This is a genomic window from Neobacillus bataviensis LMG 21833, assembly GCF_000307875.1.
Taxonomy (GTDB): domain Bacteria; phylum Bacillota; class Bacilli; order Bacillales; family Cytobacillaceae; genus Neobacillus; species Neobacillus bataviensis.
This window is the reverse complement of the sequence record NZ_AJLS01000034.1, coordinates 1-25,269: the sequence shown is the minus strand read 5'-3', so window position 1 is coordinate 25,269 and position 25,269 is coordinate 1. Positions and strand designations below refer to the sequence as shown.

Sequence of the window (25,269 nt, the reverse complement as noted above, 5' to 3'; positions counted from 1 at the left end):
TATAATAAAAATATTAGCTGGTTTTCTAGGGTTCCGTGGCTTATTGCCAGTCTGGTCCGAGAGAAAACACACACTGTACGGTGTGGACACGGAAGGATAAAAGCCTGGGAGATACTGTTTAACAGTACTCTTCCAGGCTTTTTTGGCTTTCGTATCTTATATTTATATTTTTTTCAGGGGGGATTGGGATGAATTTGAATTGGATGAAAGTCTTTTTTGCAGCATTTTTTGAAGTGTTTTGGGTGATTGGTTTGAAGCATGCTGATGATTTCTGGACTTGGTCGGGAACTGTTGTTTCGATCATCATTAGTTTTTATGCACTTATTATGGCGGGTAGGAAGCTTCCTGTGGGGACAGTTTATGCAGTTTTTGTAGGATTAGGCACGGCTGGAACTGTCATTTCTGATATCCTATTTTTTGGAGAACCGCTGGAAATGAAAAAGATCATCTTTATAGTTGTTTTATTAATAGGTGTAATTGGTTTGAAAATGGTTACAAATGACAATGTAACGGAAGGAGCTGATTCCTAATGGCGTGGTTTTCGTTAGTTTTAGCAGGGTTATGCGAGATGGTTGGAGTAGCGATGATTAACAAACTGCATAAGGATCGGAATTGGCAATCATTTGTATTTTTATTGATAGGCTTTGGCAGCAGTTTTTTATTTCTTGCTTATGCGATGAAATCTCTACCTATGGGAACAGCATATGCTATTTGGACAGGAATCGGTGCGTCAGGGGGAGCGTTATTAGGAATGCTTCTATATGGCGAGTCAAAGGATTGGAAACGAATTATTTTTATTCTGATGGTATTAGGGGCAGCTATTGGGTTAAAGATTGTCTCATAAAATTGAAAACCACCGAAATCAACTTAGAACGGGTTCACTTGTGGGGTGCAAAACATTAAAACATAACTCAAATCACAATTAAATTCGCAAGTTTTTTTACCACTAAATTCACGGTATAATCCAAATAAGTTTTTTTCCTGAAAGATCTCCTTATTGAGGACATTTTTCCTACTTTCCTGCTAGTTTTGTCTTCAATAACCCTTATTGAGGACAGTTTTCTTGCTATCCAGCTGATTTTTGTCCTCAACAGCCCCTATTGAGAACATTTTTCCCGCTATCCAGGCGAGTTTTGTCCTCAATAACCCTTATTGAGGACATTTTTCCTGCTATCCAGGCGAGTTTTGTCCCCAATAGCCCTTATTGAGGACATTCTTCTTGCTATCCAGCTGATTTTTGTCCTCAATAGCCCTAATTGACGACTGAGATTGTATTGTAAGATTCAGGTAGCCAACAGGATAAGCCTCATTACAATTCACATTATAAAACACAGCAAATTCACATAGCCTCCAATAATTATTTCCGTCATTGGAATATACCTTGCGAATTCATATAATAAAAAGACAATAGAACACCTTAAAACCTTGATATGATAACAAAAAAACACATCGTATTTTCATAAGCGAAATACAATGTGTTTTCCTTTGTGATTTGATTGTTTGCACCTCTAAAGTGAACCCGTTAAATCAACTTAATCGGTGGTTTTCTTTGTCTTTTTGATTAAATAGTAGATGACCCCTAAAACGACTGCAGCAATTATGATTGGCAGTACATATGGCTGGGCAAATTCCTTTACGTGTGACCAGTTCTTGCCCAACACCTTTCCTAAGTAAAGGAAAAGAATCGACCATGGCAAAACGGCCGCAACGGTGTAAAGGGTAAATTTGGTTGCTGACATTTTGGCAATCCCGGCGGGAATGGAAATGGCATGTCTAACAACGGGGATGAATCTTGCAGAGAAGATCACACCGGCTCCATATTTTTCAAACCAATGTTCGGCAACATCGATATGACTTTTTTTAATCAGGACATACTTTCCGTATTTCTCCAAAAAGGGACGGCCGCCATAATACCCGGCCCAATATAAAAATAATTGGGCAATCGTACCGCCGATCGTACCTGCAATAACGGCTCCGGCAAAATTAAGATGGCCTTGTGAAATCATGTAACCGCCATAGCCTAAAACAATCTCGCTGGGGATAATCTCTATCATTAATCCCAGTGCGATACCGAAGTATCCTAACTGTGATAAAAATTCTAAAATGGAGTTAATAAACTGTGCCATAATTCACCTTCACTTATGTAATAGTAATTAATATAGTGTATCTCAGTTTGTCTTAGAAAGAAATTAATATGGTAATTTTCCTTTATTTATACCTTTTACACACTATGCCTGTAACGAGTTATCCGTTGAAAACATGTATGTTTTATGGTGGTAGCGGATGCTGTAGACAAGCCCCATCGCGAACATATTCCCCATGAGAGAGCTGCCGCCATAACTGATAAATGGCAGCGGAATACCTGTTATCGGAAGCACTTGAATCGTCATCCCGATATTTTGGAAAACATGAAAAGTGATCACGCTGATAATGCCTGTACAGACATATGTATTAAACAGGTCACGGGTGTCCAAAGCGGTCTTGATTAAATGATAAATAAGCAGAAAAAAGAGACCAACGACGATACTGCCGCCAACGAAGCCATACTCCTCCCCAATCACGCTAAAGATGAAGTCAGTATGGGCTTCGGGGATATAAACCTCGCGATTGGTAAAGCCCTTTCCGGTAATAAGACCCGAGCCAACTGCACTTAACGATTTTAATAAGTGATAGCTGGAGCTTGTGGCATGACTATAAGGATCCAGCCAGGCGTAAATTCGGTTAAATTGGTAGGTTTGTACATGCAAGTATTTTTCAAGAAAATCAGGCTTTATTAAAACCAGATAGAAAATAAGTGCTCCAAGCGATGCACCTGCACTGTAAATCGGGATGATGATTTTCCATGAAATACCGGAGATTAAGATAAGCCCTGTTAAAATAGATAAAATGACGAGCCCTGTACCAAGATCCGGCTGCAACATAATCAGTCCTAGAGGCACTGCTGTAGTAACCCCTAATTTTACTAGTAAAAGAAAATCAGTTTTCAGCGTTTTTTCCAGATGGTTTTCATGATGGCTTGTTATGACACGGCTTAACGCCAAAATTAAAAAGGTTTTCACGAACTCTGAAGGCTGAATTTGTCCGATTCCTCTAATGACAAACCAGCTTTTCGCTCCGTTTCTTATCGGGGCAATGGACTCTGGTGCCAGGTAAACGGCAAGAAGCAAAATCAAACCGAAGCCATATAAATACCAGGAAAGCCGCTTATATTGATAGCCGTCGATAAAGATGGAAACAGAGATAATGGCGGCTCCAATCACATACCAGAAAACTTGCATGAGTAAGAAATTTTTTGCTCCATATTGCCCTGAAGCTTGTGCGCTATAAATAGCCGCACAGCTGACTAAGAAAAAAAGAAATAATAATAAAGTTAACGTCCAATCAAAACGATCAGCCTTTTTCTTGTATTGATCCATCGGCCACACCCATTTTTCCAATAGTAATCTATTTTTTTTGTCGTGAAGGCTTACTTACAATACCTATTTAGGGAATATATTACATCACTATTTATTATAACGATTCCGCGGGAGAAAGGTTTCATTTTATTTTTTCAAGAAATACCTACATTAAATGTTTTAAAAACATGGTTGCGATTCCGAAGTAGGTGAGTAACGAAAAAATATCATTTAACGTGGTAATTAACGGCCCGGATGCAACTGCCGGGTCAATCTTTAGCCGGTATAGGATCAGGGGAATAATGGTTCCCGCTAGTGTACCGATAATGAGAGTGAAAAATAGGGAGCAGCCAACAACGGCGCCCAAAATCAAATTTCCCTGCCAGATATAAGCGATAATGGCAATAATGACTGCGCAAGTGATACCGATGGTAATACCAACGCCAAGTTCCCTTGTGATTAAGCGTGTAATCACACGTTTATTAATATCATGGGAGATCAGCCCCCTGACAACAACAGCAAGCGACTGCGTCCCGGTGTTTCCCGTCATCCCGGCGATCATCGGCATAAAAAAGGCTAAAGCCACCACCTGTTGGAGGGTATCCTCAAAGCTGCTGATGATTCTTCCGGATATCACCCCAATAAATAAGAGTAAGATCAGCCAGGGAAGCCGCCTTGCCGCAGCAACCAAGGTTTTTGTCTCAAAGTCAATCGATTTCCCCGATGCGGATAACTTTTCAATATCTTCATTGGCTTCCTTAATGACAACATCGATAATGTCATCAACGGTTACTATCCCGACAAGGATATTGTCCTGATCCACAACAGGGATGGCTAAGAAATCGTAGCGTTCAGCTGTTCGCGCCACAACCTCTTGGTCAGTGGTTACGGAAACGGAAATGACCCGTTCGTACATGATCGTTCGGATTTTCTCATCCGGTTCGGCTAACAGTAAATCTCGGTAGGAGACAACCCCAACAAGATGCCTGGCCTCATCAATCACATACAAATAGTTAATCGATTCAGCAAACTCAGCGAATACTTTAAATTTATCGACGGCTTCTCTGACAGAAAAATAATCACGAATCCAAACAAAGCGGTTTGTCATCATTCTTCCGGCTGTTTCCGGTGGATAATTCATAATGTCTTTAACCGCGTTGGACTCCTCTTGTTTCATTCCTGAAAGGAGAGAATCCTTCTTCTCTGGCGACAACTCGTTTAATAGCAAGGCTAGATCGTCATTATCCATTAAATCCAGTACCTTACTAGACTTTTCGATTCCAAGAATGTTTAATAAATCGAGCTGTTCTGACTTTTGAAGCTCTTCCATTAAATCGGCGAGGACGTCAAATTTTAAAAATAATAAGAATCGTCCTTTATGCTTTTCAGGTAATTCTTGATATATTTTTGCAACATCATAGGGCTGAAGTTCCTCTAGAATCGTTTCAAACTCCGTCTTTTTGTTATCCTTCAAAGTTTTAATGATATATAAAGTTATTTCATTTGGAGTCATATCTTTGATCATATCTTTTATACACTCCTTTCAATGCAGGGTTGATTACTAAAAGAATAGAAAGACAAATATAGTCAAAGGATTTAGTTATAGTATGTGTAACACAAGATCATTTTTTGTAAACGAAATGAAATATGATATTTGACCTATTATTTGATAAAATAAGGAAGTATTTACAAAGGTATTTGGAAATTTCATGGAAATCGCCATGAAACTTATGTATATGTTGTTGAACGGAGGAGTTTGACTTTGAAAAAGCATCATCAAGACATACGGGATCTTATCTATATTCATTTAAATCAAACAGACCAGTATGTGCTATCCTATGGTATCGAATTCGCTGAATTTACTGCTGCTTTTTCTGGTTCATTAAATCATCTACTTTTACTAAAGCACGGTTTTGATGATGCTGACTTTAATATGCACACACTGCTTGACTATTGTCCAGAAGAGCGAATTAACAAGTTAGCTGCAGAAGATGTCTATAGTTACGGAAACTTCTGCTGGATTGATTTTATTGAAGATGATGTCCTCAATGAACTTACAGGTCAGGAATTAGCTGAATTATTATACTTAGGTCATCAAAAGCAGCATTTAAAATTGCCATTTTATAATAAACTAGGCAACCGTTTTGTTTATTTGGCCCATGATGATGGCTGGTATAATAAAACCTATTATCGCAGCTTTAAAGATTTTTTTCATTTACTTAGTGAAGTGCTTGCCGGCAAACTAGGGGATATGAAGCTGGAAAAAACAATTTTAGGGATTCGGAAGAAACGTGAATATCCGCAGGTGAACAAAGAAATTCTGCTTTCACTAACTCCTTTCATTAAGGAAGGGATTTGTATCTCATTACGAGATGCAGACCATCAGCGGGGGCGAATTGAGATTCCTATCTGGGTAATTGGCGATTATGCGAATATGGATGATATGGTGGAGGAATATGAACAAATCTCCAATAAACCTTACCACGCGAAAATCATCTTTGATAAAAAAACAAAAGAATGGAAACTGAATGTGATCTAAATCTCTCCGTTCTGGGGAGATTTTCTTTGTGGTATTGTTTTGAAGCAAGCCTTATGTATCATAAAATAATGAAGAGAAAAAAACATTTGAAAAAACTCATCCGCTTCATTTCCTTTCTTATTTAATAAAATGATAAAATAAACCGTGACAGAGAATATGGAGGTTTTTGTTATGAAAACAAAACTAGGTTTGTTATATGGGGGAAAATCCGCCGAGCATCAGGTATCTTTACAGACAGCACGATCTGTTATCAATGCATTAGACCTTGAAAAATTTGAAATTCATCCTATTTACATAAATGTTGAAGGCGCTTGGATTAAAGGGCCACAGTTAAGCGGGTCGGTAGAAGAGGTTAAGGCACTTGAATTTTCACAAGGCCATTCCTTATCACCACTATCACTAGCACCATCGTTTCAAGATACACAGCAGGAAGCAGCACCCCTTGATGTCATCTTTCCATTGTTACATGGACCAAATGGCGAAGATGGAACCGTGCAAGGGCTATTAGAATTACTAAACCTGCCTTACGTTGGAAATGGCGTTCTTGCTTCGGCCGCCGGAATGGATAAAGTGATGATGAAGAATGTCTTTGCACAGGCTGGTTTGGCACAAGTAAACTATGTTGCTTTTATAAAAAGCGAATGGGCAAAGGCGAAGGAAGAATCATATACAAAAATAGAGGCTGAACTTGGGTACCCATGCTTTGTGAAGCCGGCAAACCTTGGTTCTAGCGTTGGGATCAGTAAATGTACGGATCGCGCGGAATTAGAAGCGGCATTTGTGGAAGCTTTCCAATTTGACCGTAAAGTGATCGTTGAAGAGGGTGTCACAGCCCGAGAAATTGAGATCGCGGTTCTTGGAAACGATGAGCCAGAATGTTCTGTAGCCGGTGAGATTGTTCCGAAAAAGGATTTTTATGATTACAAAGCGAAATATGAAGATGGCGATACAGCGCTGATTATTCCGGCTGATGTAACAGAAAAGGAATACGAACAATTGAGGGAAATGGCGATTCGGGCGTTTAAAGCATTGGATTGTTCCGGCCTTGTTCGGGCTGATTTCTTCTTAACGAAGGACGGCAAGGCGTTAATTAATGAGGTAAATACAATGCCTGGCTTTACACCAGTTAGCATGTTCCCGCTGCTATGGAAACACACCGGCGTAGAGTATCCGCAATTAATCGAGCGTCTGGTGGATCTTGCGAAAGAAAGACATGCAGAGAAACAAAACATTAAATACACTTTTTAAAAGAAATTTAGAATTGTCCAGCTCCAGGCGCCATCGGCTAGTGTACTTCGCTCTTCTCCCTACGATAAGTCAACATCGGATCGCTACGCTCTCCGTGTTTCCTTTATCTCAGTCGAAGCGCTCCAGTCCATACGCCGATAGGCAGGCGCCTTGCGCTTTTCTAGAAGACACGGCTATGATGCCGTGTCCGTTTCTGTTTAAAAATTGATAAGGAGGGTATCAATTTGATAAAGCGATCTTTGAAACAGATTTCAGAAATGGTGTCTGCTGCAAATGACATCAATCAGTTCGCTGATGTAATGATTACGGGGGTAACGATTGATTCCCGAAAAATAAAAGCCGGCAATTTATTTATCCCGTTTAAAGGCGAGCATGCGGACGGACATAAGTATGTAGTGGAATCGATTCGCAACGGAGCAGCGGCTGCCCTGTGGCAAAAGGATGTCCCAAACGCGCCGGCCGATTTGCCGATTATCATTGTCGATGACTGCCTTGTCGCCTTACAGGAATTAGCGCGAAAGTATCGCCAAGAGTTACCAGTTAAAGTCGTTGGTATTACGGGAAGTAATGGAAAAACGACGACAAAGGATATGACAGCCGGGCTATTATCAACCCAGTATAATGTACAAAAGACAGAGGGGAATTATAATAACCACATTGGGCTGCCCCTAACCGTTTTAGGCCTAAATGAAGACACCGACATTGCCGTGCTTGAGATGGGAATGAGCGGCCGGGGGGAAATTGAATTCCTAACAAAACTTGCCTGTCCCGATGCTGTTATCATTACCAATATTGGGGAGTCACATCTTCTTGACCTTGGATCGAGGGAAGGAATTGCGGAAGCGAAGCTAGAGATTCTTCAAGGCCTTCGTGATGGCGGACTTGCCGTCCTCCACGGGGATGAACCACTTCTAATGGAGCGGATTCACCGATATAAAGGAAATGTAAACGTTCAGACCTTTGGCAGAAACGAAACCAATGATTTATATCCAACAGAAATCACCCAAATGGAGCAAGGGAATTCCTTCAAAATCAATGTGGCAGACGTTGTTTTCAAGCTTCCCGTGCTCGGTACACATAACATTTTGAACGCGCTGGCATCGATGTTAATTGCCCATTATTTTTCCATTCCCTTTGAAAAAATGAACGCAGGCTTAGCTGGTATTAAGCTGACAAATATGCGGATGGAGCTGGTAGAAGGGGAACACGGAGAAAAGATTATCAACGATGCTTATAACGCCAGTCCAACCTCGATGATGGCCGCCATCGAATTGGTGTCAAATCTTCAAGGCTATAAGCGGAAAATCCTAGTTCTTGGTGATATGTTAGAACTTGGACCGCAGGAGGAGCAATACCATCTGCAAATTGGATCAGGCTTACAGGCCGATAAGATTGATTATCTCTTTACTTTCGGTGTGCTTGGCGGTGAGATTGCGAGGGGTGCAAGAAAAACCTTGGGGGAACAAAAAGTATTTGCTTTTACAGATAAGATGGAACTCATTGAGAAATTAAAAACGTTCGTGGATACCGATACACTAATCCTTGTGAAGGCCTCCCGAGGAATGAGGTTGGAGGAAGTCGTTTCTGCTTTACAAAAAAGTTAAATTCGAATCCTTTTGCGGAAATTTACAAGTAAATGAATTATTTTAAGGTTCTAATCGAAAAATAACAGAAACCCCTTTAGAGGTCTCAAAACATCATATTTACCACTGAGGAATGGACTGCCCTTATTTTCTCAAGTAATGGACTTTTTGATGGAATGGTAAAGCCAATTTGCCGTCTTTATTGCAAAGTACTAATAAAAGTGGTATGATAATCATCAACGTGTCTAAAGGACGATTTAAAAGGGCATACTCCTTTGGAGAATGTTCTTTTTATTTTGAATAGGGCGGAGCGCCGCCAAAATGAGTTATTATTTGTAATTTCCGAATTTCCTTTCGCAATATGGATAATTCTGCTCTGCTCACACCGCCTTTATAAGTTGGTGTATCACTTATAACCAAGTTCCTTTTCATGAATTTGGGATAATCACCATGTTCGTTTTTGGGGTGAATTAAAAATACACCTATTACTGCACTTGATGCGTATGAATATAGAAGACATTTTCAAAAAGATGAAGGAGAATGAAAACATTGACAAAGTTTGAAGAATTAGGTCTGAGTCAGGCCACTTTAAAAGCTGTCCTCAAAATGGGTTTTGAGGAAGCAACACCAATCCAGACAGAAACGATTCCGTTGGGGCTAAAAGGTATAGATTTGATCGGGCAAGCTCAAACAGGAACAGGTAAAACTGCTGCTTTTGGAATTCCATTGGTTGAAAAAGTAGATGTTACTGCGGATGCAATCCAAGGGATCATTATTGCACCTACTCGAGAACTTGCCATTCAAGTTTCAGAAGAACTTTATAAAATTGGTTCAGGCAAAAGAGTTCGCGTGCTGCCGATCTATGGCGGGCAAGATATCAGCCGTCAGATTCGTTCATTAAAGAAAGCACCGCATATCATTGTTGGTACTCCTGGACGCGTATTGGATCATATCAACAGAAAGACCATGCGTCTTGATACAGTTAACACTGTGATTCTTGATGAGGCGGATGAAATGTTAAACATGGGCTTCATTGAAGACATAGAATCCATTCTGGCTTCAACACCTGCAGAACGACAAACGCTTCTATTCTCAGCAACAATGCCTGGTCCGATTCAAAGAATGGCAGAAAGGTTCATGAAGGACCCGCAAATTGTTCGTGTGAAAACGAAAGAATTGACTATGCCTTCCATCGAACAATATTACCTTGAAGTTCAAGAAAGAAATAAATTTGATGTGTTAACAAGACTTTTGGATATTCAATCCCCGGAATTGGCGATTGTCTTTGGTCGTACAAAGCGCCGTGTTGATGAATTATCAGAAGCATTAACTTTAAGAGGTTATACAGCAGAAGGTATTCATGGTGATTTAACCCAAGCAAAACGTATGTCAGTTCTTCGCAAATTTAAAGAAGGAACGATTGATATTCTTGTTGCAACGGACGTTGCTGCCCGTGGTCTTGATATTTCAGGCGTAACACATGTATATAACTTTGATATTCCGCAGGATCCGGAGAGCTACGTTCACCGTATTGGACGTACAGGTCGTGCCGGTAAAAAGGGTATCGCCTTAACCTTCATTACACCGCGTGAAAAATCTTATCTTGCTGTTGTCGAAAGAACTACTAAACATAAGATGGAAAAAATGAAGGCCCCTACGCTTGATGAAGCATTAGAAGGCCAACAAAAAGCGGTTGTTGAAAAGATCGTTCAAACGATTGAATCAAACAATTTACATTATTATAAAGCAGCAGCTGAAGAACTGCTTGAAGAAAATGAGGCTTCAACAGTTATTGCAGCAGTTCTGAAGATGTTAACAAAAGAACCGGATACCACTCCGATTAAATTAACAGAAGAACAGCTTCCACAAAAAAGAGATAGAAAACCACAAGACCGTGACCGTCGCAGAAGAGATGATTCTCGAGGATCATACGGCGGAGGCGGGGACCGCAACCGAAAAAAAGCACCGGTAAAGCCAAGAAGCGGTGAAAAAAGAAGCGGCGGCAAACCAACAAAACCAAGAAGCTATAACCATCAATAAGAAATCGGAAGCGCCCCAAGGATGCTTGCGCTAGACAATTCTCAAAGGTAAGAGCATGGACACTGATGTCCATGCTCTTTTTGCTTGTTTTCAATTTTAGGTTGATTTATTCCTTGTGGATCGGGAAATCTGAAGTATTGAGCTAGATTATCTTTTTAATATTCCAAAAAATAGTATCTAATCCTTTTGAAAAATGAACAATTGGTTTTTCATCGGAGAGTTCAAACTGATAGGGAGTAAAAAGGGTATTATGATAGATTTCTGTCTCTACATTTTGTAATGGCCATGAACGATGGTTTATTTCACCGCAATAGATGTTGACTCCGTTATTCGAACTATAGAGACAATATCGCTCAGTAAGCCAATGATCTAGTGTTCCTTCTTTTGGAAAGTAAACTTTCGCTACGGGAACGTATTTCCCCTTAAATGATATAGGAGTATTAGCGTTTCCTTTACGAATACTATGCATATGAAAAGCTTGTCCTTCTTTTCGAAAAGAAATTTGCGCCGAATGATAGGGTAACCGATACCACCTCTTTGCGATCCTTAATGAAGCCCAATTCTCAACATCAATAGACAAAAAATAAATACCGGGTTTTCCATCGTATGTAACATATGTCCTCACATTGACTTCCGGAAATTTAGAGGTTAGGGAAACAGATGATATTCCACGTGGATAGATTCCCTCTATAACGAATAAAATAACACCTACCCATGCGTAACTATTAAAGGTGTCAATTTGTAAAGAAGAAGGAATATGTGGCCTTAGTTTTTCAAGTGGAATTGGCCAATGTAAAAATAATAGATTTCTCCAACTTTGCCGAATAATCCAATATTTCGAAGGTAATGGCCAAGAACGATGACCACTATCATTCAGTATATTCATAAAACGATCCTCCTGTTTTATTATGTTCATACATTGGTTGAAATGGAAATTTAATACGTTTAGGAATACAAAAATCTAACCTATTTTTCAAAGCGTAATCTTGATGTTTATATGATTTCCCCCTTTTGGAAATAATATGAATGGTGGACTTTCTTATTGAAATTATGTTGAAAATGGAGCAATAACAATGACGAACATTTTTTATTACTTGACTTTTGGAATGGTAGCATTTATTTTTATCGTTTTTATCTTTATGCTTTTTGGATGGCGTTGGTTCATGAAGCGGATGGTAAAGCAAATGGGAAAAATTATTTTAACAGATAGTTATCAAGAAAATATAGCTGAGCTGATGCCGGGACTCCGGCATATGGGCATTCAAAATATGCTTGAAAATAGCTTACGGGCAGAATCGGGCGATGTTCTCCACCGCCCACTTGGATCATCAAAAAAGTGGCCACATTTAGATCCGATTACGTTTATTCCTGCCCAAACAACACCATTTCCGATTGATGGTGAAGAAGATGTTGATGTGGAAGTAACCATTGGGCCACAAGCAAAAAAACCAATGAAAATAAAAATCCCGTTAATGATCAGTGGGATGGCCTATGGGATTGCACTCAGTGAGGAAGTGAGACTCTCATTAGCACAAGCAGCGAATAATGTAGGAACCGCCATTAATTCTGGTGAAGGGGCAGTCCTGCCTGAGGAAATCGATATAGGCGGAAAATATATTTTACAGTTCTCGAAAACAGCCTGGTCAAAGGAAGAAGCGTTAATTAAGCAGGCCGATATGATCGAAGTTAAGTTGGGACAAGGGGCGTTATTTGGGACGGGCGGAAAGATCTCTCCTAAAAATTTAACAGGACGTGCCCGTGAACTAATGGGGTTAAAGGAAAATGAGGATGCCGTGATTTATGATAATTTTGTTGAAAATCAAACGCTAGATGATTTGAAAGAACTGGTTGATGAGCTTCGAAGCCTGACGGGTGGTGTTCCCATTGGCGCAAAAATGGGGGCGGGCGGGAAAATTGAAGAAGATATTGATCATTTAATTTACATAGGTGTTGATTATATTGCGGTTGATGGCGGACAAGCAGCAACCCTCGGTGCTCCCCCTATTTTATCAGACGACGTTGGAATTCCAACTCTGCATGCGATTGTCAGGGCTGTAAACCATCTAGAAAAGAGAAACATGAAGGGGAAAATTAGTTTAGTTGCCTCTGGCGGACTTCTAGTACCCGGTCATTTTTTAAAAGTCCTCGCCCTCGGAGCAGATGCAGTGTATATAGGTTCTGCTATGTTATTTGCCGTTTCACATCCTCAATCATTGAATGCCCTTCCGTTTGAACCGCCTACACAAGTTGTTTGGAATCAAGGGAAATTCAAAGATCAATTTAAGATTGAAGTTGGGGTAAAATCGGCTGAAAAATTCTTAACAGCCAGTACAGAAGAAATGAAAATGGCATTAAGAGCAATGGGGAAACGTTCTTTGACGGAGTTGTCAAAAAGGGATTTAGTGTCCTATGATGAATTGACCGCAAAAATGGTTGGAATTCCATTTTCCTTTGAACCATGGGACGAAAAACAAAAAGGTGATATATAAAAGATAAAAGAAAGTAACTATGTCAACCTTCTACTCGATTCTATTCACCTTTTGTTTTCATTTTTGTTTGTTTTATTGTGTCCACCAATAAATATAGTAAAGGAATACCCTCAATAAAATAGGAATAGGTTGCCCAGGATTCCGTAAAAAAGCTTGTCAGAGACGTTGTCCCACCCGACATTTGTAACGATAAGGCGACCATTACCGCAGCTAACGAAAAGACAAGCGGGCGAGTGTCCTTTAGATGGAATAGATGAGCAAGAATCTGAACTGATAAATAAAACATAATGGAAATTTTTAAATAAATAGTTGTTGACCAAATCGATATTAAAAAGGGATCCAAGTTTTCAATAAAATCTGCTATCCGGATGTAACGTACCATTTCTAACATTGGATAGGTAGAATGGCTCGCTAGATTCGGACCAAAGAGTAATAATAAAAAGACCATATTGAGCATGATGAAAAACAAAGCCATTGAAATAGCCCATATAACTGATTTTAAGGTTTTACTCTTTTGGGCTAAATATGGAAATAAAAAGACTATAATCACAACTTCTCCAAAAAACGGAATCGTGTAAAAACTCCCCTTATAAATGTTATTCCAGCTATGGTTTGTGACAAAGGCCATCCACCTGTCCCATGTTAATTCCTTTCCAATAAAGGCGGTAATGACGATATCGGCCAGGATCACGAGAAAAAATAATCCCTGTGCTGTTCGGAACACCGTAACCACTCCTGAGCGTACTGTTACCGCGACAACGAAGCCAAGTATGATGCCTATAGCCCAGTTTGGTGTTTCGGGCAGATAGGTTTGGACGAAAAAGTCTTCGTATTCTCTTAAAATAAAGGCGCTGATATGGAGGAATGAAAAACAATAGAAAACCATGAAAATGACATGAATCCAATAAGGGAAAATTTCCTTTCCATAATGACTAATAAACTCAGTCGGGCGCCGCTTAGCCAGCTTGATCGTAAAAAGGGCATAAATGCACGCTCCGATGCTGCCAATTATTAGTACAATTACTGTATCGTATTGGGACAATTGGATTAAATGCGCAGAAGCGAAACCAACTAGTGTGGAATAAAAGTAAATGATGAGAAAAAGTATCAATTGATTCTGGGTAATTTGCTCCGTTTTCAAGGAAATCCACCTAACCTAGTATTTTCTGCTGCAGTGGTTTAAATAAGAATAGGATCAAGTCATTGGGGCTCGGCATTTGCTTAAATACGACCGTGGCAATACAGTAAGAAAATGAGAGACCCATAATACAAAAAACAATCCAATAGGTTCTTTTTTTACGATTCCTTTCTTTTAAATATCCCCACTCGTAAAAAAAGATGATGATAAAACAAAGTATAATGATGATCATGAATGTAATTCCTTTATCGAAAATGGATTATTTTCACTGCCGGGACGCTTAATCTTCAAATCAACATAGATATTTAGCTTCACTTTATCTTGATAAATGGCAGGCCAATCCTTTTTGGATTTTTTCCATATTTTCGGTTTATGCCATGATAAGTATTCACCAAATTGAAAAACATCTGCTTTTACCTTTTTCGAGGCGTTAAATGCTTCTTCAATTCGGTCTTTAATTTCACTTTCAGCAATCTGTTCCAATTGATAAATATTTTTTGGCTGCGATAAATCAATGTTAGATTGTGATTCTGAAATATCATCTTCTGCCGTAACATAAACATTAAATGTGTATGGTGCCTTTTTAGATGGGCGGATTTTCGTATGTGCCTGTAAGACTAATAAACTAATAAGCTTCCCATCGGTGGGGGATTTTATCGTTACCGCTGCTTTACCTATCGAGTTCCGCAGCCATAATGCCCCGCGTCCTTCACTTGGACTTAATGTGCCGACCATTTTATAGTTGTGAAATAAGGCCATTCCGCCTGTACCGACCCACAATTTTTCCTTCCCTTTCTCACTAAGCATTTTCTTCTTTTTCTTGGTTAAAAGTCCTGTGACCATATCGCCATTTTCCGTTTCAAGGAAGTCCTTTGGGGTGGTATATAACGTCACTTTATTTTGGGTAAATCTCCTAATGATTTCACCGGGAAATGATTCAAAAACCGGAGCTAAATTTTCAATGTCTTTGGCTTTTCCAGGTGCAACCAATATGGCGTTATTAATGTTTAATTTTGGTTCACGGACAATAAATTCTAAAATAGGCCCAATGCCTTCCATTGCCATTGCCTCGCTGATGACAATCACCCTTGTATGACCCCAGCTGAGTTCTCGCGATTGATCTGCCTGCATTTTTTGGTAAGCATCTGTCACTGTTTTTCCTGTGCTTGACACTTGGGCATACGGATTCCCACCCGATGCCCCGGCACTTCCTGCAATCAATCGTTGGGGAAGTGGAAATGATAGCGTAATATCCATTTCGCCATTTGTACTTTTGTCAACGTACATGGTTTCGATGAAAGCCTGCTTATTAACTTCTACACTTGACCAGCAGCCTGTTAATACTAAGGTACACATTAGGATTATCCATTTTAACGTTTTCATTAATCTTCATCATCCCCGGGAAGTGATTTATTAATTTTTATCCGATTCTGATTGGCTGATGACCTGGCAAACGATGGCCGGCGTTTCATTGACCACCATGGAGCGCGTACAAACGTATCCTTTAAATCGCTAGTCTTAAGCGGTGCTGTAGGGGAAAGATAGGGTTGGCCAAATGAACTTAGGTGTACTGTGTGTACATAGATTAAAAGCGAGCCAATCATCAATCCAAAGATGCCGAATGTACCTGATAAAATCATGATTGGGAAGCGGAGTAGCCGAATGGAGAACGCTAAATCATAGCCTGGAATGATAAAGGAGGCAATTCCTGTCAGCGAGACGATGATCACCATCGGTGCTGACACGATTCCAGCTTGAACTGCGGCTTGTCCAATCACCAAAGCGCCTAAGACACCAATGGCTTGACCAACAGCCTTTGGTGTTCGGACGCCGGCTTCACGCAATGCTTCGAATGCCAATTCCATAATAAATGCTTCCACTATAGCAGGGAATGGGACGAATTCTCGGGAAGCGGCTACTGAAATTAATAAGCTAGTTGGAATCATCTCGGTATGAAAGGTCGTAACCGCAATATAGAATGATGGGAATAGCAGTGAAACAACTAAAAAGGCATAGCGAAGCAAACGAATAACACTTGTTAAAATATAGCGTTGATAATAATCCTCTGCAGACTGAAGGAACATATAAAAGGTAACAGGTACGATCAGTGGAATCGGTGTCCCATCTACAAAAATAACCACTCTTCCTTCTAATAGGGCTGCAGCTGCGACATCAGGACGCTCCGTTTTTTGCGATTGTGGAAACGGTGATAATGGGTAATCATCGATAAACTCTTCGATATAGCTGCTTGCTAATACACCATCCATTTCAATTTGGTTTATTCTTCTTTTAACATCTGCGAGTAATTCTTCTTTGCATAGCCCTTCGATATAACTAATCATTACCTTCGTTTTGGTATATCTTCCAATCAGCAGCTGTTCCATTTTTAAATCCGGAGATTTTATTTTTCGGCGAACCATTGTGATATTTGTATGGATATCCTCGACAAATGCTTCCCTTGGACCTCTAATGACGTTCTCATTAGCAGTCTCACTTACTGCTCGCTTCTCTACACTGGTCAACGGAATGGCCAGCATTCGACTATCACCTTCGAAGAAGATGATGATTTTTCCGTCTAAGACAAGATCTGTTGCCTCCTTCATATCGGTGAGAATACTGGTACACATCGTACTAATCGATTGTAGATCAAGTATTTTATGAAGTAATTCCTTCTGTGATGAAGCGAAATGAGGTGAAACAATATACTTTAAGACCTGCTCGTCGAATACCTCTTGGTCAACCATACACTGTACAAAAACAATGCCGCAGCGGGTTTGATTAGCTGTTATTTCATGAAAAGTAATATCATCACTTTTCTGAAAGGTATCTTTAAACCATTTCAACTTAGCGTCATAATCTTCTCCTAGAAACACTTGTTGATTGGAGGCCCCTTGCCCCGGTTGTGACTGTTTTTTAGATTTTGAGAAAATCGACATACTGCTCCACTCCACGAAGTTTTTCTTAGAGTTCCCATTTTATATCAGAAATATTTTTTAAAAATTAAAAAAGGTATAGCACCAAAACTGTTCCGGTAGCTATACCTGTTATCTTTGTGAAAAAAAACCGAGTAAAAAGCCACTGATTAACCCGAAAAGATGGGCGGTAATATTAATATTTGGCTGAAAAAAGGTCATAATCAAGCTGACGACACAAAGTACGAGGATGATTTGCGAGTTTTGCTTTGATAGCATATGTTTCCGAAAGATAATAATCGCGATATAATAGCCGAAAAGCCCAAAGATGGCGCCGCTTGATCCAACATGGGTATAGGTTAACGGCTCAAGCAGAAGTGTGGCGACGTTGGCGATGAGTCCAGAGAGAAGATAGACAAATAAGAATCTGCCGCCGCCAAGCATCCGCTCCAGTGCCGGCCCAAATAAAACCAGTGAAAAACTATTAAACAGCATGTGAGCAAAGCCGCTGTGCATAAATGTGGGGGTAATCAGCCGCCAAACTTCCCCTTCCATAATATAAAGATTAACACCGGAAAAGGTTTCTATGAACCATTGGTTTGGGAATATTGGTAAAATGGTTAAAAGAAATAATATGATGTGAATGGTAACAATAATAGAAACGAGCGGATAAAAGCGAATAAATTCACGAAAGCTCTCTGTTCTTGTAAACAAAATGAAAAAACCTCCTCTCACATACCATCATAAACAGAATTTCTATCTTGTACACTATTATGCTGCTCATATTTTAAATAGAAGGAAGATGAACAATGATTAAAGGGATTGGGATTGATATTATTGAACTTTCACGGGTGCGGGAGATTATCGCTAGACAAAGCAAATTCGTCGAGCGGATCTTAACAATCAATGAAAAGAGTAAGTTTGAAACCTTAACCGAAGCAAGAAAAGTAGAATTTTTAGCGGGAAGGTTTGCGGCGAAGGAAGCTTTTTCAAAAGCAATGGGTACAGGCATTGGCAAAGAGTTATCCTTTTTAGATATTGAAATTGGGACGGATGGATTCGGGAAGCCTTTTATTGTAAAACCGGGGATCCAGGCGCATTTATCCATCTCCCACAGCAGGGAGTATGCAGTGGCCCAGGTGATTATTGAAGAGTAAGAAATAAAAAAGCTCGTCAACCTTTTTCGCATAATCCCCCAGGTTGTCTCATATATTCATAGGGAAATAGGAGAGACAAGGTCAGCTATGGTTATTGAAGCCTGATTCCTGCCTTTCTCTTCTTTGATTATCATATGAAATGAGACAAGAAGGGGTTGAAGGGATGAGGAAAAAGTGGTTGCTCCTCTTAACGGGGCTGATAGTCATTTTCATGCTTGCTGCCTGTGGATCAAAATCACAGGACGATGTGGTGAAGGAATTAAAGGGTAAACAAGATGACTTAACCAGCTATAAGGTAAATGCAAAGATGACGTTGAAAATGGGCGCAGATTCACAGGTGTATAAAGTAGAAATCTGGCATAAAGATCCGACGTTCTATCGCGTCAATTTGAAAAATGCCGAGAAAGACCAAAGCCAAATGATTTTACGAAATAACCAAGGGGTATTTGTTCTTACTCCCGCATTGAATAAGAGCTTCCGCTTCCAAAGCGATTGGCCGCAAAACAGCAGTCAGGCCTATTTGTACGAATCATTGATTAAAGACATTGTTGCTGATAAAGAGGCCAAGTTCTCCTCGACGAAAGACCATTATATATTTGAAACGAAAACCCGTTATCAAAACAATAGTATGCTTCCACTCCAAGAAATTAAGCTCAATAAAAGCGATTTATCACCAGCTGTAGTAAAGGTGATGGATCCTGACCGAAATGCCCTTGTGACGGTAGAATTTTCGAAGGTAACGTTTAATGCAAGTTTTGACAAGGATGATTTTGATATGAAGAAGAACATGACACGTGCCCAGCTTAATTTACCGGCGATGGCAACTAGCGGTGATCAAGCCTTTACCGTCATGTATCCGACTCATAAGTTAACAGGAACTAAGTTAATTGGGGAAAAGACAATCAAGATTCAAGATGGTAAAAGGGTAGTCCTTACTTATGATGGTAAAAAGTCATTCACGCTTGTCCAAGAGAAGGTCACGGCGAAAGTGGCATCCACTTCTCCAACCAATGTGGAAGGTGATATCGTCGATTTAGGTGTTACGATTGGAGCGATTTCTGACCATTCCCTTTCATGGTCACATGCTGGTGTTGATTACATGATTGCTTCGAAAAACCTAACAAAGGAAGAAATGGTTGAGGTAGCAAAATCGGTTCAAGGCGATGCAGTAAAATAAACTTTTTTGCATAAGCAGGTTCCCATTTTTGGGAGCTTGCTTTTTTGAGAGATGTGAATAAAGTTCTAATTTGAAATTGTCCAGCTTCAGGCACCATCGGCTAGTGTACTTCGCTCTTCTCCCTACGATAAGTCAACATCGAATCGCTACGCTCTCCGTGTTTCCTTTATCTCAGTCGAAGCGCTCCTATCCATACGCCGATAAACGGGCGCCTTACGCTTTTCTAATTTTATGATAAAATAAATACAGTTCTAATTTATATTAGGAAGTGGAATTATGGAAGAGCAAGGATATTTTTATCGAGATACATGGGCTGAGGTTGATTTAAGTGGTATCACTGAAAATGTTATCTCCTTTAAAAAACATTTACCTAGTGAAGTCGATATCATTGCTGTTGTGAAAGCAAATGCGTATGGCCACGGGGATATTCAAGTGGCGGAAACAGCACTTGCCGCAGGTGCGAAGTATCTGGCAGTCGCCTTTATGGATGAAGCTATTGCTTTAAGAAATAAGGGAATCACTGCACCGATTCTGGTGCTGGGTGCAACCCGTCCTGAAAATATTCAGATGGCAGCTAAATTTAGCATCACCCTTACTGTTTTTCAAAAGGAATGGCTAGAAGAGGCGCAAAAACACTTACCAGCTGATGAACGTGTTACAATGCATATCAAAGTAGATACAGGTATGGGCAGGCTTGGTGTTCGGAGCAGTGAGGAATTAAAGTCGGTCGAGCAAATCATTATAGGGGATGAACGATTCCTTCTGGAGGGAATCTATACTCATTTTGCCACGGCTGATGAGCTGGATCGTACTTATTTTGAACAGCAGCTTGCTCGCTTTGAGAATATAATCAGTGTACTTTCGGAACGTCCAAGGTATATTCATTCCAGCAATAGTGCAGCAGCTATTCGCTTTCCTAATGCTTATTTCAATGCGGTTCGTCTTGGAATCTCGATGTATGGATTAACTCCTTCCATCGAAATGGAAAAGGAAATTCCATTTCCGTTAAAGGAGAGTTTTTCACTGCATTCCCGGCTTGTCCATGTGAAACAGCTTCAAAAGGGAGATAAAGTAAGCTACGGGGCAACCTACGAATGCGAAGAAGGGGAATGGATTGGCACGATTCCAATTGGCTACGCCGACGGGTGGATCCGCAAACTGAAAGACCAGGAAGTACTTGTAGGCGGAAAGCGCTCGAGGATTGTCGGCAGAATTTGTATGGATCAATGTATGGTGCGCCTTCCTTCGTATATGCCTGTCGGAACACCAGTAACGTTAATCGGAAGGCAGGAGGAGCAGTTTATCTCAGTTAATGAAATTGCTGCAAAACTTGATACGATTAATTATGAGGTGCCATGTATCATATCGAATCGTGTTCCCCGCCTGTATAAAAAGGACGGAAAAATTGTCGATATAAAAAATGACCTCCTCCATAATTAACAGGCGTAAATATAGAAATTCGAACATATTTATGATATTGCGGTAATTTGTGCATAAAAGCATCTTTAATTGGCTTATAATACAGTAGAATTATATTTAGTTCTATGATTTGGGCTCGTTTAGTGGTATTATAAAATATGGTACAGATAAAACTCGCCGAATAGCGTGCTTAAGGGCCGTTCATGAGGCGTTGTATTTATGCGTCAGAATGCATTTCTGGTTGGCTAAAAATGGTGTGTAGTGATGGTGGAGGTGTATGTTTGTGTCTGAATCCGGCGCAACTACGGAAATCTTAGTGAAGTTACCGCAACATCTTTTAACTGAGTTAGATGGTTTCGTTAAGCAAGAAAATGTAAACCGAAGCGAGTTTATTTACCAAGCAACAAAAATGTATTTGCGCGAACGAAAGAAGAGACAAATTCGCGAGTCGATGAGACGTGGATACATGGAAATGGCAAAGATCAATCTTGGAATTGCATCAGAAGCATTTCTGGCAGAATATGAGGCAGAACATACTGTAGAACGTCTTGTAAGCGGAGGGTAACCCTTTGATTGTCAAGCGTGGTGACGTATATTTCGCGGACCTATCCCCAGTTGTTGGTTCTGAACAAGGCGGCGTCCGTCCTGTACTTGTCATCCAAAACGACATCGGGAATCGGTTTAGTCCCACAGTGATTGTTGCAGCGATTACAGCTCAAATCCAAAAAGCGAAGCTTCCAACACATGTAGAAATTGATGCGAAGCGCTACGGATTTGAACGAGATTCGGTCATTCTGTTAGAGCAGATTCGTACAATTGATAAGCAGCGGTTAACCGATAAAATCACCCATCTCGATGACGAAATGATGGAGAAAGTGGATGAAGCCTTGCAAGTAAGCTTAGGACTCATCGAATTTTAGTTTAAAGTACGCTCTTTTATAAGAGCGTTTTTTCATACATATCATGCCTCGTGATATTTCTGCCAATGAGCAAGCTAACTTAGCTTGCTTTTATTTTTGTCAAAAAGGCTTGGGGTCAGCTTGTTTAATGAAACACCTTTGTGATTTTGGTACAATATAGTAAAAGTGAATGGAGGAAAAGTTTAGTGATTGATACAGCCGTAAAGGATGAACAAATGTTAGGAAAAATAGCCGCTGAACTAGCGATCCCTTATAAACAAGTGAAAAGTGTTATTTCGTTATTGGGTGAAGGCAATACCGTTCCATTTATTGCCCGCTACCGGAAGGAAATGACCGGTGCCCTTGATGAAGTGCAGATTCGTACCATTATGGAACGCTCGCAATACATACAAAACCTGGAGCAAAGAAAAGAAGAGGTTCTTCGGATTATTGCTGAACAGGGCAAATTAACGGACGAACTGAGCCAAAGTATAACGAAGGCGGAAAAACTTCAAGAGGTGGAAGATTTATATCGTCCTTATAAACAAAAAAGGCGGACGAAAGCGACCGTTGCCAAGGAAAAAGGATTGGAACCACTTGCAGAGTGGCTGATGACATTTCCTAAAGACAGCATAGATGAAAAAGCAAAGCAATTTTTAACGGAAGAAGTTCTTGTGGTTGAAGATGCGATTGCAGGCGCAAAGGACATCATCGCCGAATGGGTCTCTGATGATGCGGAAAGCCGTAAATGGATCCGTAAAGAAACATTTAAATCAGGTCATGTTGCATCTAGTGTGAAAGATGCGGAAAAAGATGAGAAAAACGTTTATGAAATGTACTATGAGTATGAAGAACCGGTTAATAAAATTGTCCCGCACAGAACTTTGGCCTTAAATCGCGGGGAAAAAGAAGATATTTTACGGGTTTCTATTAAAATGAATAGTGATCTTATCATGTCTTACCTGTCGAGAAAATGGATTCGTAATCAGCACTCGCCGGCTGCTCCTATTGTCTTAGAGGCCATGGAAGATAGCTATAAACGATTGATTCAGCCATCGATTGAACGGGAAATCCGCAGTGAATTAACAGAAAAGGGCGAAGAACAAGCCATCCATATATTCTCGGAAAATCTTCGCAATTTACTGTTGCAGCCACCACTAAAAGGAAAAGTGGTCATCGGTGTCGACCCTGCTTATCGTACTGGTTGTAAATTAGCTGTAGTAGATGAAACGGGAAAAGTCCTGAAGATCGATGTGATTTACCCGCATCCGCCGGTATCAAAGACAAAAGAAGCGCGTGAAAAGTTTATTAGTATCTTACGTGAATATAAGGTGGAAATGGCAGCAATCGGAAATGGTACGGCTTCACGGGAAACGGAACAGTTTGTTGCAGATATATTAAAAGAAATGGAAGAAGAAATCTTCTATTTAATCGTAAATGAGGCTGGAGCCAGTGTTTATTCAGCTTCAGACCTTGCTAGAGAAGAGTTTCCAAATTTCCAAGTAGAAGAAAGAAGTGCCGTCTCTATCGCACGCCGCTTGCAAGACCCACTGGCTGAATTGGTAAAAATAGACCCAAAGTCTGTGGGAGTCGGTCAATATCAGCATGATGTTACGCAAAAACGTTTATCCGAGTCCTTGCATTTTGTCGTCGAGACTGCGGTTAACCGGGTTGGTGTCAATGTGAATACCGCTTCATCCTCACTTTTACAGTATGTAGCAGGGTTAAACAAAACAGCTGCAAACAATATTGTGAAAAAGCGGGAGGAGGAAGGGAAATTTACAAGTCGTGTTCAATTAAAGAAGGTACCTCGACTTGGTGCAAAAACCTATGAACAAGCAATCGGTTTTTTACGTGTTTTAGATGGGAAGCAGCCGCTTGACCGGACAGGGATTCATCCCGAGAACTACGATGAAGTGAAAAAGCTGTTGCTTAGCCTTGGTTTTACCGCTAATGACCTAGGGTCGGAAGAACTAAAAACAGCGCTTAATGGTCTTGATTTAAAGTCGGTTTCTGAAGAGCTTTCCATCGGCGAACTAACCCTAAGGGATATCATTGACGCCTTGGTAAGACCGGAACGGGATCCGCGTGATGATCTGCCGCGTCCGCTACTGAAAAAGGACGTCTTAAAACTTGAGGATCTAAAAGCGGGAATGGAACTCCAAGGAACGGTTCGAAATGTCGTTGACTTTGGAGCGTTTGTCGATATTGGTGTGAAGCAGGATGGGCTTGTTCATATTTCTAAGCTTAGCAATCGATTTGTGAAACATCCGTTAGACATCGTCTCTGTAGGGGATGTCGTTACCGTTTGGGTGGACTCCGTAGATATGAAAAAGGGTCGTGTTGCGTTAACCATGCTGCCACCGTCATAGAACCGGAGCTTAATAAAATGGAAACACTGCTTCTAGGAGCAGTGTTTTTTTCTGTAAAAAAACCAGCATTGGTTTAACAGCTTAATCTGATAGCGATCCTTCTCATAAAAAGCCCTTTTCATTTGGTTTTGCAACCAAGTTGGCATAAATAAAACCTCCCGAAAAGTTCATCAATCTAAAGGTATATACAATATATGCTATAATGGGTTGTCAACGTTCGTGCGGAAGGCGGGAGATCTTGAAAATGGAACAAAAAGAACTTCAATTGTTGGTTGAGAAGATATCAATTGATTCATTTGGCAAACCATTCGAACATCAAGCATCGTTCAATCCAAGATTAAGGTCAACAGGTGGAAGATACCTCCTTGGTACACACAATATTGAAATCAATAAAAAGTATCTGGAGCAGCTTGGGGAAAAAGAATTAGTGGGTATCATTAAGCATGAACTATGCCATTACCACCTTCACCTAGAAGGAAAAGGTCATCAGCATCGCGATCAAGCATTCAAAGTGTTATTGAAAAAAGTGGGAGCGCCGCGATTTTGCACACCGTTACCTGAGCGGCAAGTAAAACGCACTGCCAAAAAGATTCTCCTTTATCAATGTACAAAATGTAAGCTCTCCTATCAGAGAAAAAGAATCATTGATACGAATAGATATGTGTGTGGGAAATGTCGAGGGAAATTGATGAAGTTGAAAGAAATAATCTCGGAATAACGTAAGAATATGGAAGGGATATTTATCTAAAACTATATTGACTTTCTATTACTTCGTCATTATAATGATAAGAGTCGATAGGGCGAATGTCCTTATTGAAATGATTATTCCGCAGTAGCTCAGTGGTAGAGCTATCGGCTGTTAACCGATCGGTCGTAGGTTCGAGTCCTACCTGCGGAGCCA

At 40.3% G+C, this 25,269-nt stretch carries 23 protein-coding genes, 1 tRNA gene and 1 riboswitch; of the genes, 15 read left to right on the top strand and 9 right to left on the bottom strand.

From position 1 onward, the window contains the following. Positions 1-14 precede the first annotated feature (14 nt). A riboswitch (guanidine-I (ykkC/yxkD leader) is annotated at positions 15-113 on the top strand. Between the two features lie 75 nt (positions 114-188). Both BABA_RS02640 and BABA_RS02635 read left to right on the top strand, forming a co-directional pair. After that, complete coding sequence (locus BABA_RS02640) at positions 189-530, top strand: DMT family transporter (protein ID WP_007083576.1); 342 nt, start codon at positions 189-191, stop codon at positions 528-530. Then, the gene (locus tag BABA_RS02635) at positions 530-844 is read left to right on the top strand and encodes a DMT family transporter (RefSeq protein WP_007083575.1); all 315 of its coding nucleotides are present in this window, start codon (positions 530-532) and stop codon (positions 842-844) included. The genes BABA_RS02640 and BABA_RS02635 overlap by 1 nt, the downstream gene beginning before the upstream one ends. Positions 845-1,532: 688 nt before the next feature. Here the strand turns inward: BABA_RS02635 and uptA are convergent. The 3 genes from uptA to mgtE form a co-directional block, all read right to left on the bottom strand. Next, on the bottom strand, positions 1,533-2,129 hold the full coding sequence (uptA, locus tag BABA_RS02630) for an undecaprenyl phosphate transporter UptA (RefSeq protein WP_211214153.1): 597 nt from the start codon (positions 2,127-2,129) through the stop codon (positions 1,533-1,535). Positions 2,130-2,228: 99 nt separating this feature from the next. Next, positions 2,229-3,416 (bottom strand): FtsW/RodA/SpoVE family cell cycle protein, encoded by a 1,188-nt coding sequence (locus tag BABA_RS02625; RefSeq protein ID WP_007083573.1) that lies wholly within the window; start codon positions 3,414-3,416, stop codon positions 2,229-2,231. A 145-nt stretch (positions 3,417-3,561) separates the two neighbouring features. Continuing rightward, the gene (gene mgtE, locus BABA_RS02620; RefSeq protein WP_007083572.1) at positions 3,562-4,920 is read right to left on the bottom strand and encodes a magnesium transporter; all 1,359 of its coding nucleotides are present in this window, start codon (positions 4,918-4,920) and stop codon (positions 3,562-3,564) included. Positions 4,921-5,157: 237 nt separating this feature from the next. Here mgtE and BABA_RS02615 point away from each other — a divergent pair, with 237 nt between their 5' ends. The 4 genes from BABA_RS02615 (at position 5,158) to cshA (ending at position 10,805) form a co-directional block, all read left to right on the top strand. Beyond that, entirely contained in the window at positions 5,158-5,934 is a 777-nt protein-coding gene (locus BABA_RS02615) for a hypothetical protein (protein WP_007083571.1), read from the top strand. Between the two features lie 171 nt (positions 5,935-6,105). After that, on the top strand, positions 6,106-7,182 hold the full coding sequence (locus tag BABA_RS02610) for a D-alanine--D-alanine ligase (RefSeq protein ID WP_007083570.1): 1,077 nt from the start codon (positions 6,106-6,108) through the stop codon (positions 7,180-7,182). Between the two features lie 224 nt (positions 7,183-7,406). After that, positions 7,407-8,786 carry a UDP-N-acetylmuramoyl-tripeptide--D-alanyl-D-alanine ligase gene (locus tag BABA_RS02605; RefSeq protein ID WP_007083569.1) on the top strand — a complete coding sequence of 460 codons (1,380 nt, stop codon included), beginning with the start codon at positions 7,407-7,409 and terminating at the stop codon, positions 8,784-8,786. Positions 8,787-9,314: 528 nt separating this feature from the next. Then, on the top strand, positions 9,315-10,805 hold the full coding sequence (cshA, locus tag BABA_RS02600) for a degradosome RNA helicase CshA (protein ID WP_007083568.1): 1,491 nt from the start codon (positions 9,315-9,317) through the stop codon (positions 10,803-10,805). A gap of 142 nt (positions 10,806-10,947) precedes the next feature. Here cshA and BABA_RS02595 read toward each other — a convergent pair whose 3' ends face one another. Beyond that, positions 10,948-11,691, bottom strand: coding sequence for a YqjF family protein (locus BABA_RS02595; RefSeq protein WP_007083567.1), 744 nt, complete (start codon positions 11,689-11,691; stop codon positions 10,948-10,950). 187 nt (positions 11,692-11,878) lie between these two features. Here BABA_RS02595 and BABA_RS02590 point away from each other — a divergent pair, with 187 nt between their 5' ends. Next, the gene (locus BABA_RS02590) at positions 11,879-13,294 is read left to right on the top strand and encodes an FMN-binding glutamate synthase family protein (RefSeq protein ID WP_007083566.1); all 1,416 of its coding nucleotides are present in this window, start codon (positions 11,879-11,881) and stop codon (positions 13,292-13,294) included. Between the two features lie 40 nt (positions 13,295-13,334). On the opposite strand, the gene BABA_RS02585 is transcribed toward BABA_RS02590, so the two are convergent. From BABA_RS02585 to BABA_RS02565, 4 genes are all read right to left on the bottom strand, one after another. Further along, the gene (locus tag BABA_RS02585; protein WP_007083565.1) at positions 13,335-14,435 is read right to left on the bottom strand and encodes a GerAB/ArcD/ProY family transporter; all 1,101 of its coding nucleotides are present in this window, start codon (positions 14,433-14,435) and stop codon (positions 13,335-13,337) included. Between the two features lie 225 nt (positions 14,436-14,660). After that, positions 14,661-15,815, bottom strand: coding sequence for a Ger(x)C family spore germination protein (locus BABA_RS02575; RefSeq protein ID WP_007083563.1), 1,155 nt, complete (start codon positions 15,813-15,815; stop codon positions 14,661-14,663). Next, positions 15,815-17,368 carry a spore germination protein gene (locus tag BABA_RS02570; protein ID WP_007083562.1) on the bottom strand — a complete coding sequence of 518 codons (1,554 nt, stop codon included), beginning with the start codon at positions 17,366-17,368 and terminating at the stop codon, positions 15,815-15,817. Before BABA_RS02570 ends, BABA_RS02575 begins: the two co-directional genes overlap by 1 nt. A 108-nt stretch (positions 17,369-17,476) precedes the next feature. Then, entirely contained in the window at positions 17,477-18,058 is a 582-nt protein-coding gene (locus BABA_RS02565; RefSeq protein WP_007083561.1) for a rhomboid family intramembrane serine protease, read from the bottom strand. A 95-nt stretch (positions 18,059-18,153) separates the two neighbouring features. On the opposite strand from BABA_RS02565, the gene acpS reads away from it, so the two are divergent. The 6 genes from acpS to BABA_RS02535 all read left to right on the top strand — a co-directional run bounded on the left by acpS (position 18,154) and on the right by BABA_RS02535 (position 24,368). Continuing rightward, entirely contained in the window at positions 18,154-18,501 is a 348-nt protein-coding gene (gene acpS / locus BABA_RS02560; protein WP_007083560.1) for a holo-ACP synthase, read from the top strand. Positions 18,502-18,664: 163 nt separating this feature from the next. Further along, positions 18,665-19,678 carry a LolA family protein gene (locus BABA_RS02555; protein ID WP_007083559.1) on the top strand — a complete coding sequence of 338 codons (1,014 nt, stop codon included), beginning with the start codon at positions 18,665-18,667 and terminating at the stop codon, positions 19,676-19,678. Positions 19,679-19,954: 276 nt separating this feature from the next. Next, positions 19,955-21,118 (top strand): alanine racemase, encoded by a 1,164-nt coding sequence (gene alr, locus BABA_RS02550; protein ID WP_007083558.1) that lies wholly within the window; start codon positions 19,955-19,957, stop codon positions 21,116-21,118. Between the two features lie 262 nt (positions 21,119-21,380). Beyond that, complete coding sequence (locus BABA_RS02545) at positions 21,381-21,662, top strand: CopG family ribbon-helix-helix protein (RefSeq protein WP_007083557.1); 282 nt, start codon at positions 21,381-21,383, stop codon at positions 21,660-21,662. Between the two features lie 4 nt (positions 21,663-21,666). Next, entirely contained in the window at positions 21,667-22,017 is a 351-nt protein-coding gene (gene ndoA, locus BABA_RS02540) for a type II toxin-antitoxin system endoribonuclease NdoA (RefSeq protein ID WP_007083556.1), read from the top strand. Between the two features lie 215 nt (positions 22,018-22,232). Beyond that, positions 22,233-24,368 carry a Tex family protein gene (locus tag BABA_RS02535; RefSeq protein WP_040345023.1) on the top strand — a complete coding sequence of 712 codons (2,136 nt, stop codon included), beginning with the start codon at positions 22,233-22,235 and terminating at the stop codon, positions 24,366-24,368. A gap of 32 nt (positions 24,369-24,400) precedes the next feature. Here the strand turns inward: BABA_RS02535 and cmpA are convergent, their stop codons facing one another. Then, the gene (gene cmpA, locus BABA_RS26945; protein ID WP_007083554.1) at positions 24,401-24,514 is read right to left on the bottom strand and encodes a cortex morphogenetic protein CmpA; all 114 of its coding nucleotides are present in this window, start codon (positions 24,512-24,514) and stop codon (positions 24,401-24,403) included. A gap of 98 nt (positions 24,515-24,612) precedes the next feature. On the opposite strand from cmpA, the gene BABA_RS02530 reads away from it, so the two are divergent. Beyond that, positions 24,613-25,086: a SprT family protein gene (locus BABA_RS02530; RefSeq protein ID WP_007083553.1), complete on the top strand. Its 474-nt coding sequence runs from the start codon at positions 24,613-24,615 to the stop codon at positions 25,084-25,086. A gap of 108 nt (positions 25,087-25,194) precedes the next feature. After that, positions 25,195-25,269: transfer RNA gene (locus tag BABA_RS02525), tRNA-Asn, on the top strand.

What these genes read in the sequence shown, in the direction of transcription:
- BABA_RS02640 (WP_007083576.1), top strand. Translation starts at nt 189, where the DNA reads ATGAATTTGAATTGGATGAAAGTCTTTTTTGCAGCATTTTTTGAAGTG.
- BABA_RS02635 (WP_007083575.1), top strand. Translation starts at nt 530, where the DNA reads ATGGCGTGGTTTTCGTTAGTTTTAGCAGGGTTATGCGAGATGGTTGGA.
- BABA_RS02625 (WP_007083573.1), bottom strand. Translation starts at nt 3,416, where the DNA reads ATGGATCAATACAAGAAAAAGGCTGATCGTTTTGATTGGACGTTAACT.
- mgtE (WP_007083572.1), bottom strand. Translation starts at nt 4,920, where the DNA reads ATGATCAAAGATATGACTCCAAATGAAATAACTTTATATATCATTAAA.
- BABA_RS02610 (WP_007083570.1), top strand. Translation starts at nt 6,106, where the DNA reads ATGAAAACAAAACTAGGTTTGTTATATGGGGGAAAATCCGCCGAGCAT.
- BABA_RS02595 (WP_007083567.1), bottom strand. Translation starts at nt 11,691, where the DNA reads ATGAATATACTGAATGATAGTGGTCATCGTTCTTGGCCATTACCTTCG.
- BABA_RS02590 (WP_007083566.1), top strand. Translation starts at nt 11,879, where the DNA reads ATGACGAACATTTTTTATTACTTGACTTTTGGAATGGTAGCATTTATT.
- BABA_RS02575 (WP_007083563.1), bottom strand. Translation starts at nt 15,815, where the DNA reads ATGAAAACGTTAAAATGGATAATCCTAATGTGTACCTTAGTATTAACA.
- BABA_RS02570 (WP_007083562.1), bottom strand. Translation starts at nt 17,368, where the DNA reads ATGTCGATTTTCTCAAAATCTAAAAAACAGTCACAACCGGGGCAAGGG.
- acpS (WP_007083560.1), top strand. Translation starts at nt 18,154, where the DNA reads ATGATTAAAGGGATTGGGATTGATATTATTGAACTTTCACGGGTGCGG.
- BABA_RS02555 (WP_007083559.1), top strand. Translation starts at nt 18,665, where the DNA reads ATGAGGAAAAAGTGGTTGCTCCTCTTAACGGGGCTGATAGTCATTTTC.
- alr (WP_007083558.1), top strand. Translation starts at nt 19,955, where the DNA reads ATGGAAGAGCAAGGATATTTTTATCGAGATACATGGGCTGAGGTTGAT.
- BABA_RS02535 (WP_040345023.1), top strand. Translation starts at nt 22,233, where the DNA reads ATGTTAGGAAAAATAGCCGCTGAACTAGCGATCCCTTATAAACAAGTG.
- cmpA (WP_007083554.1), bottom strand. Translation starts at nt 24,514, where the DNA reads ATGCCAACTTGGTTGCAAAACCAAATGAAAAGGGCTTTTTATGAGAAG.
- BABA_RS02530 (WP_007083553.1), top strand. Translation starts at nt 24,613, where the DNA reads ATGGAACAAAAAGAACTTCAATTGTTGGTTGAGAAGATATCAATTGAT.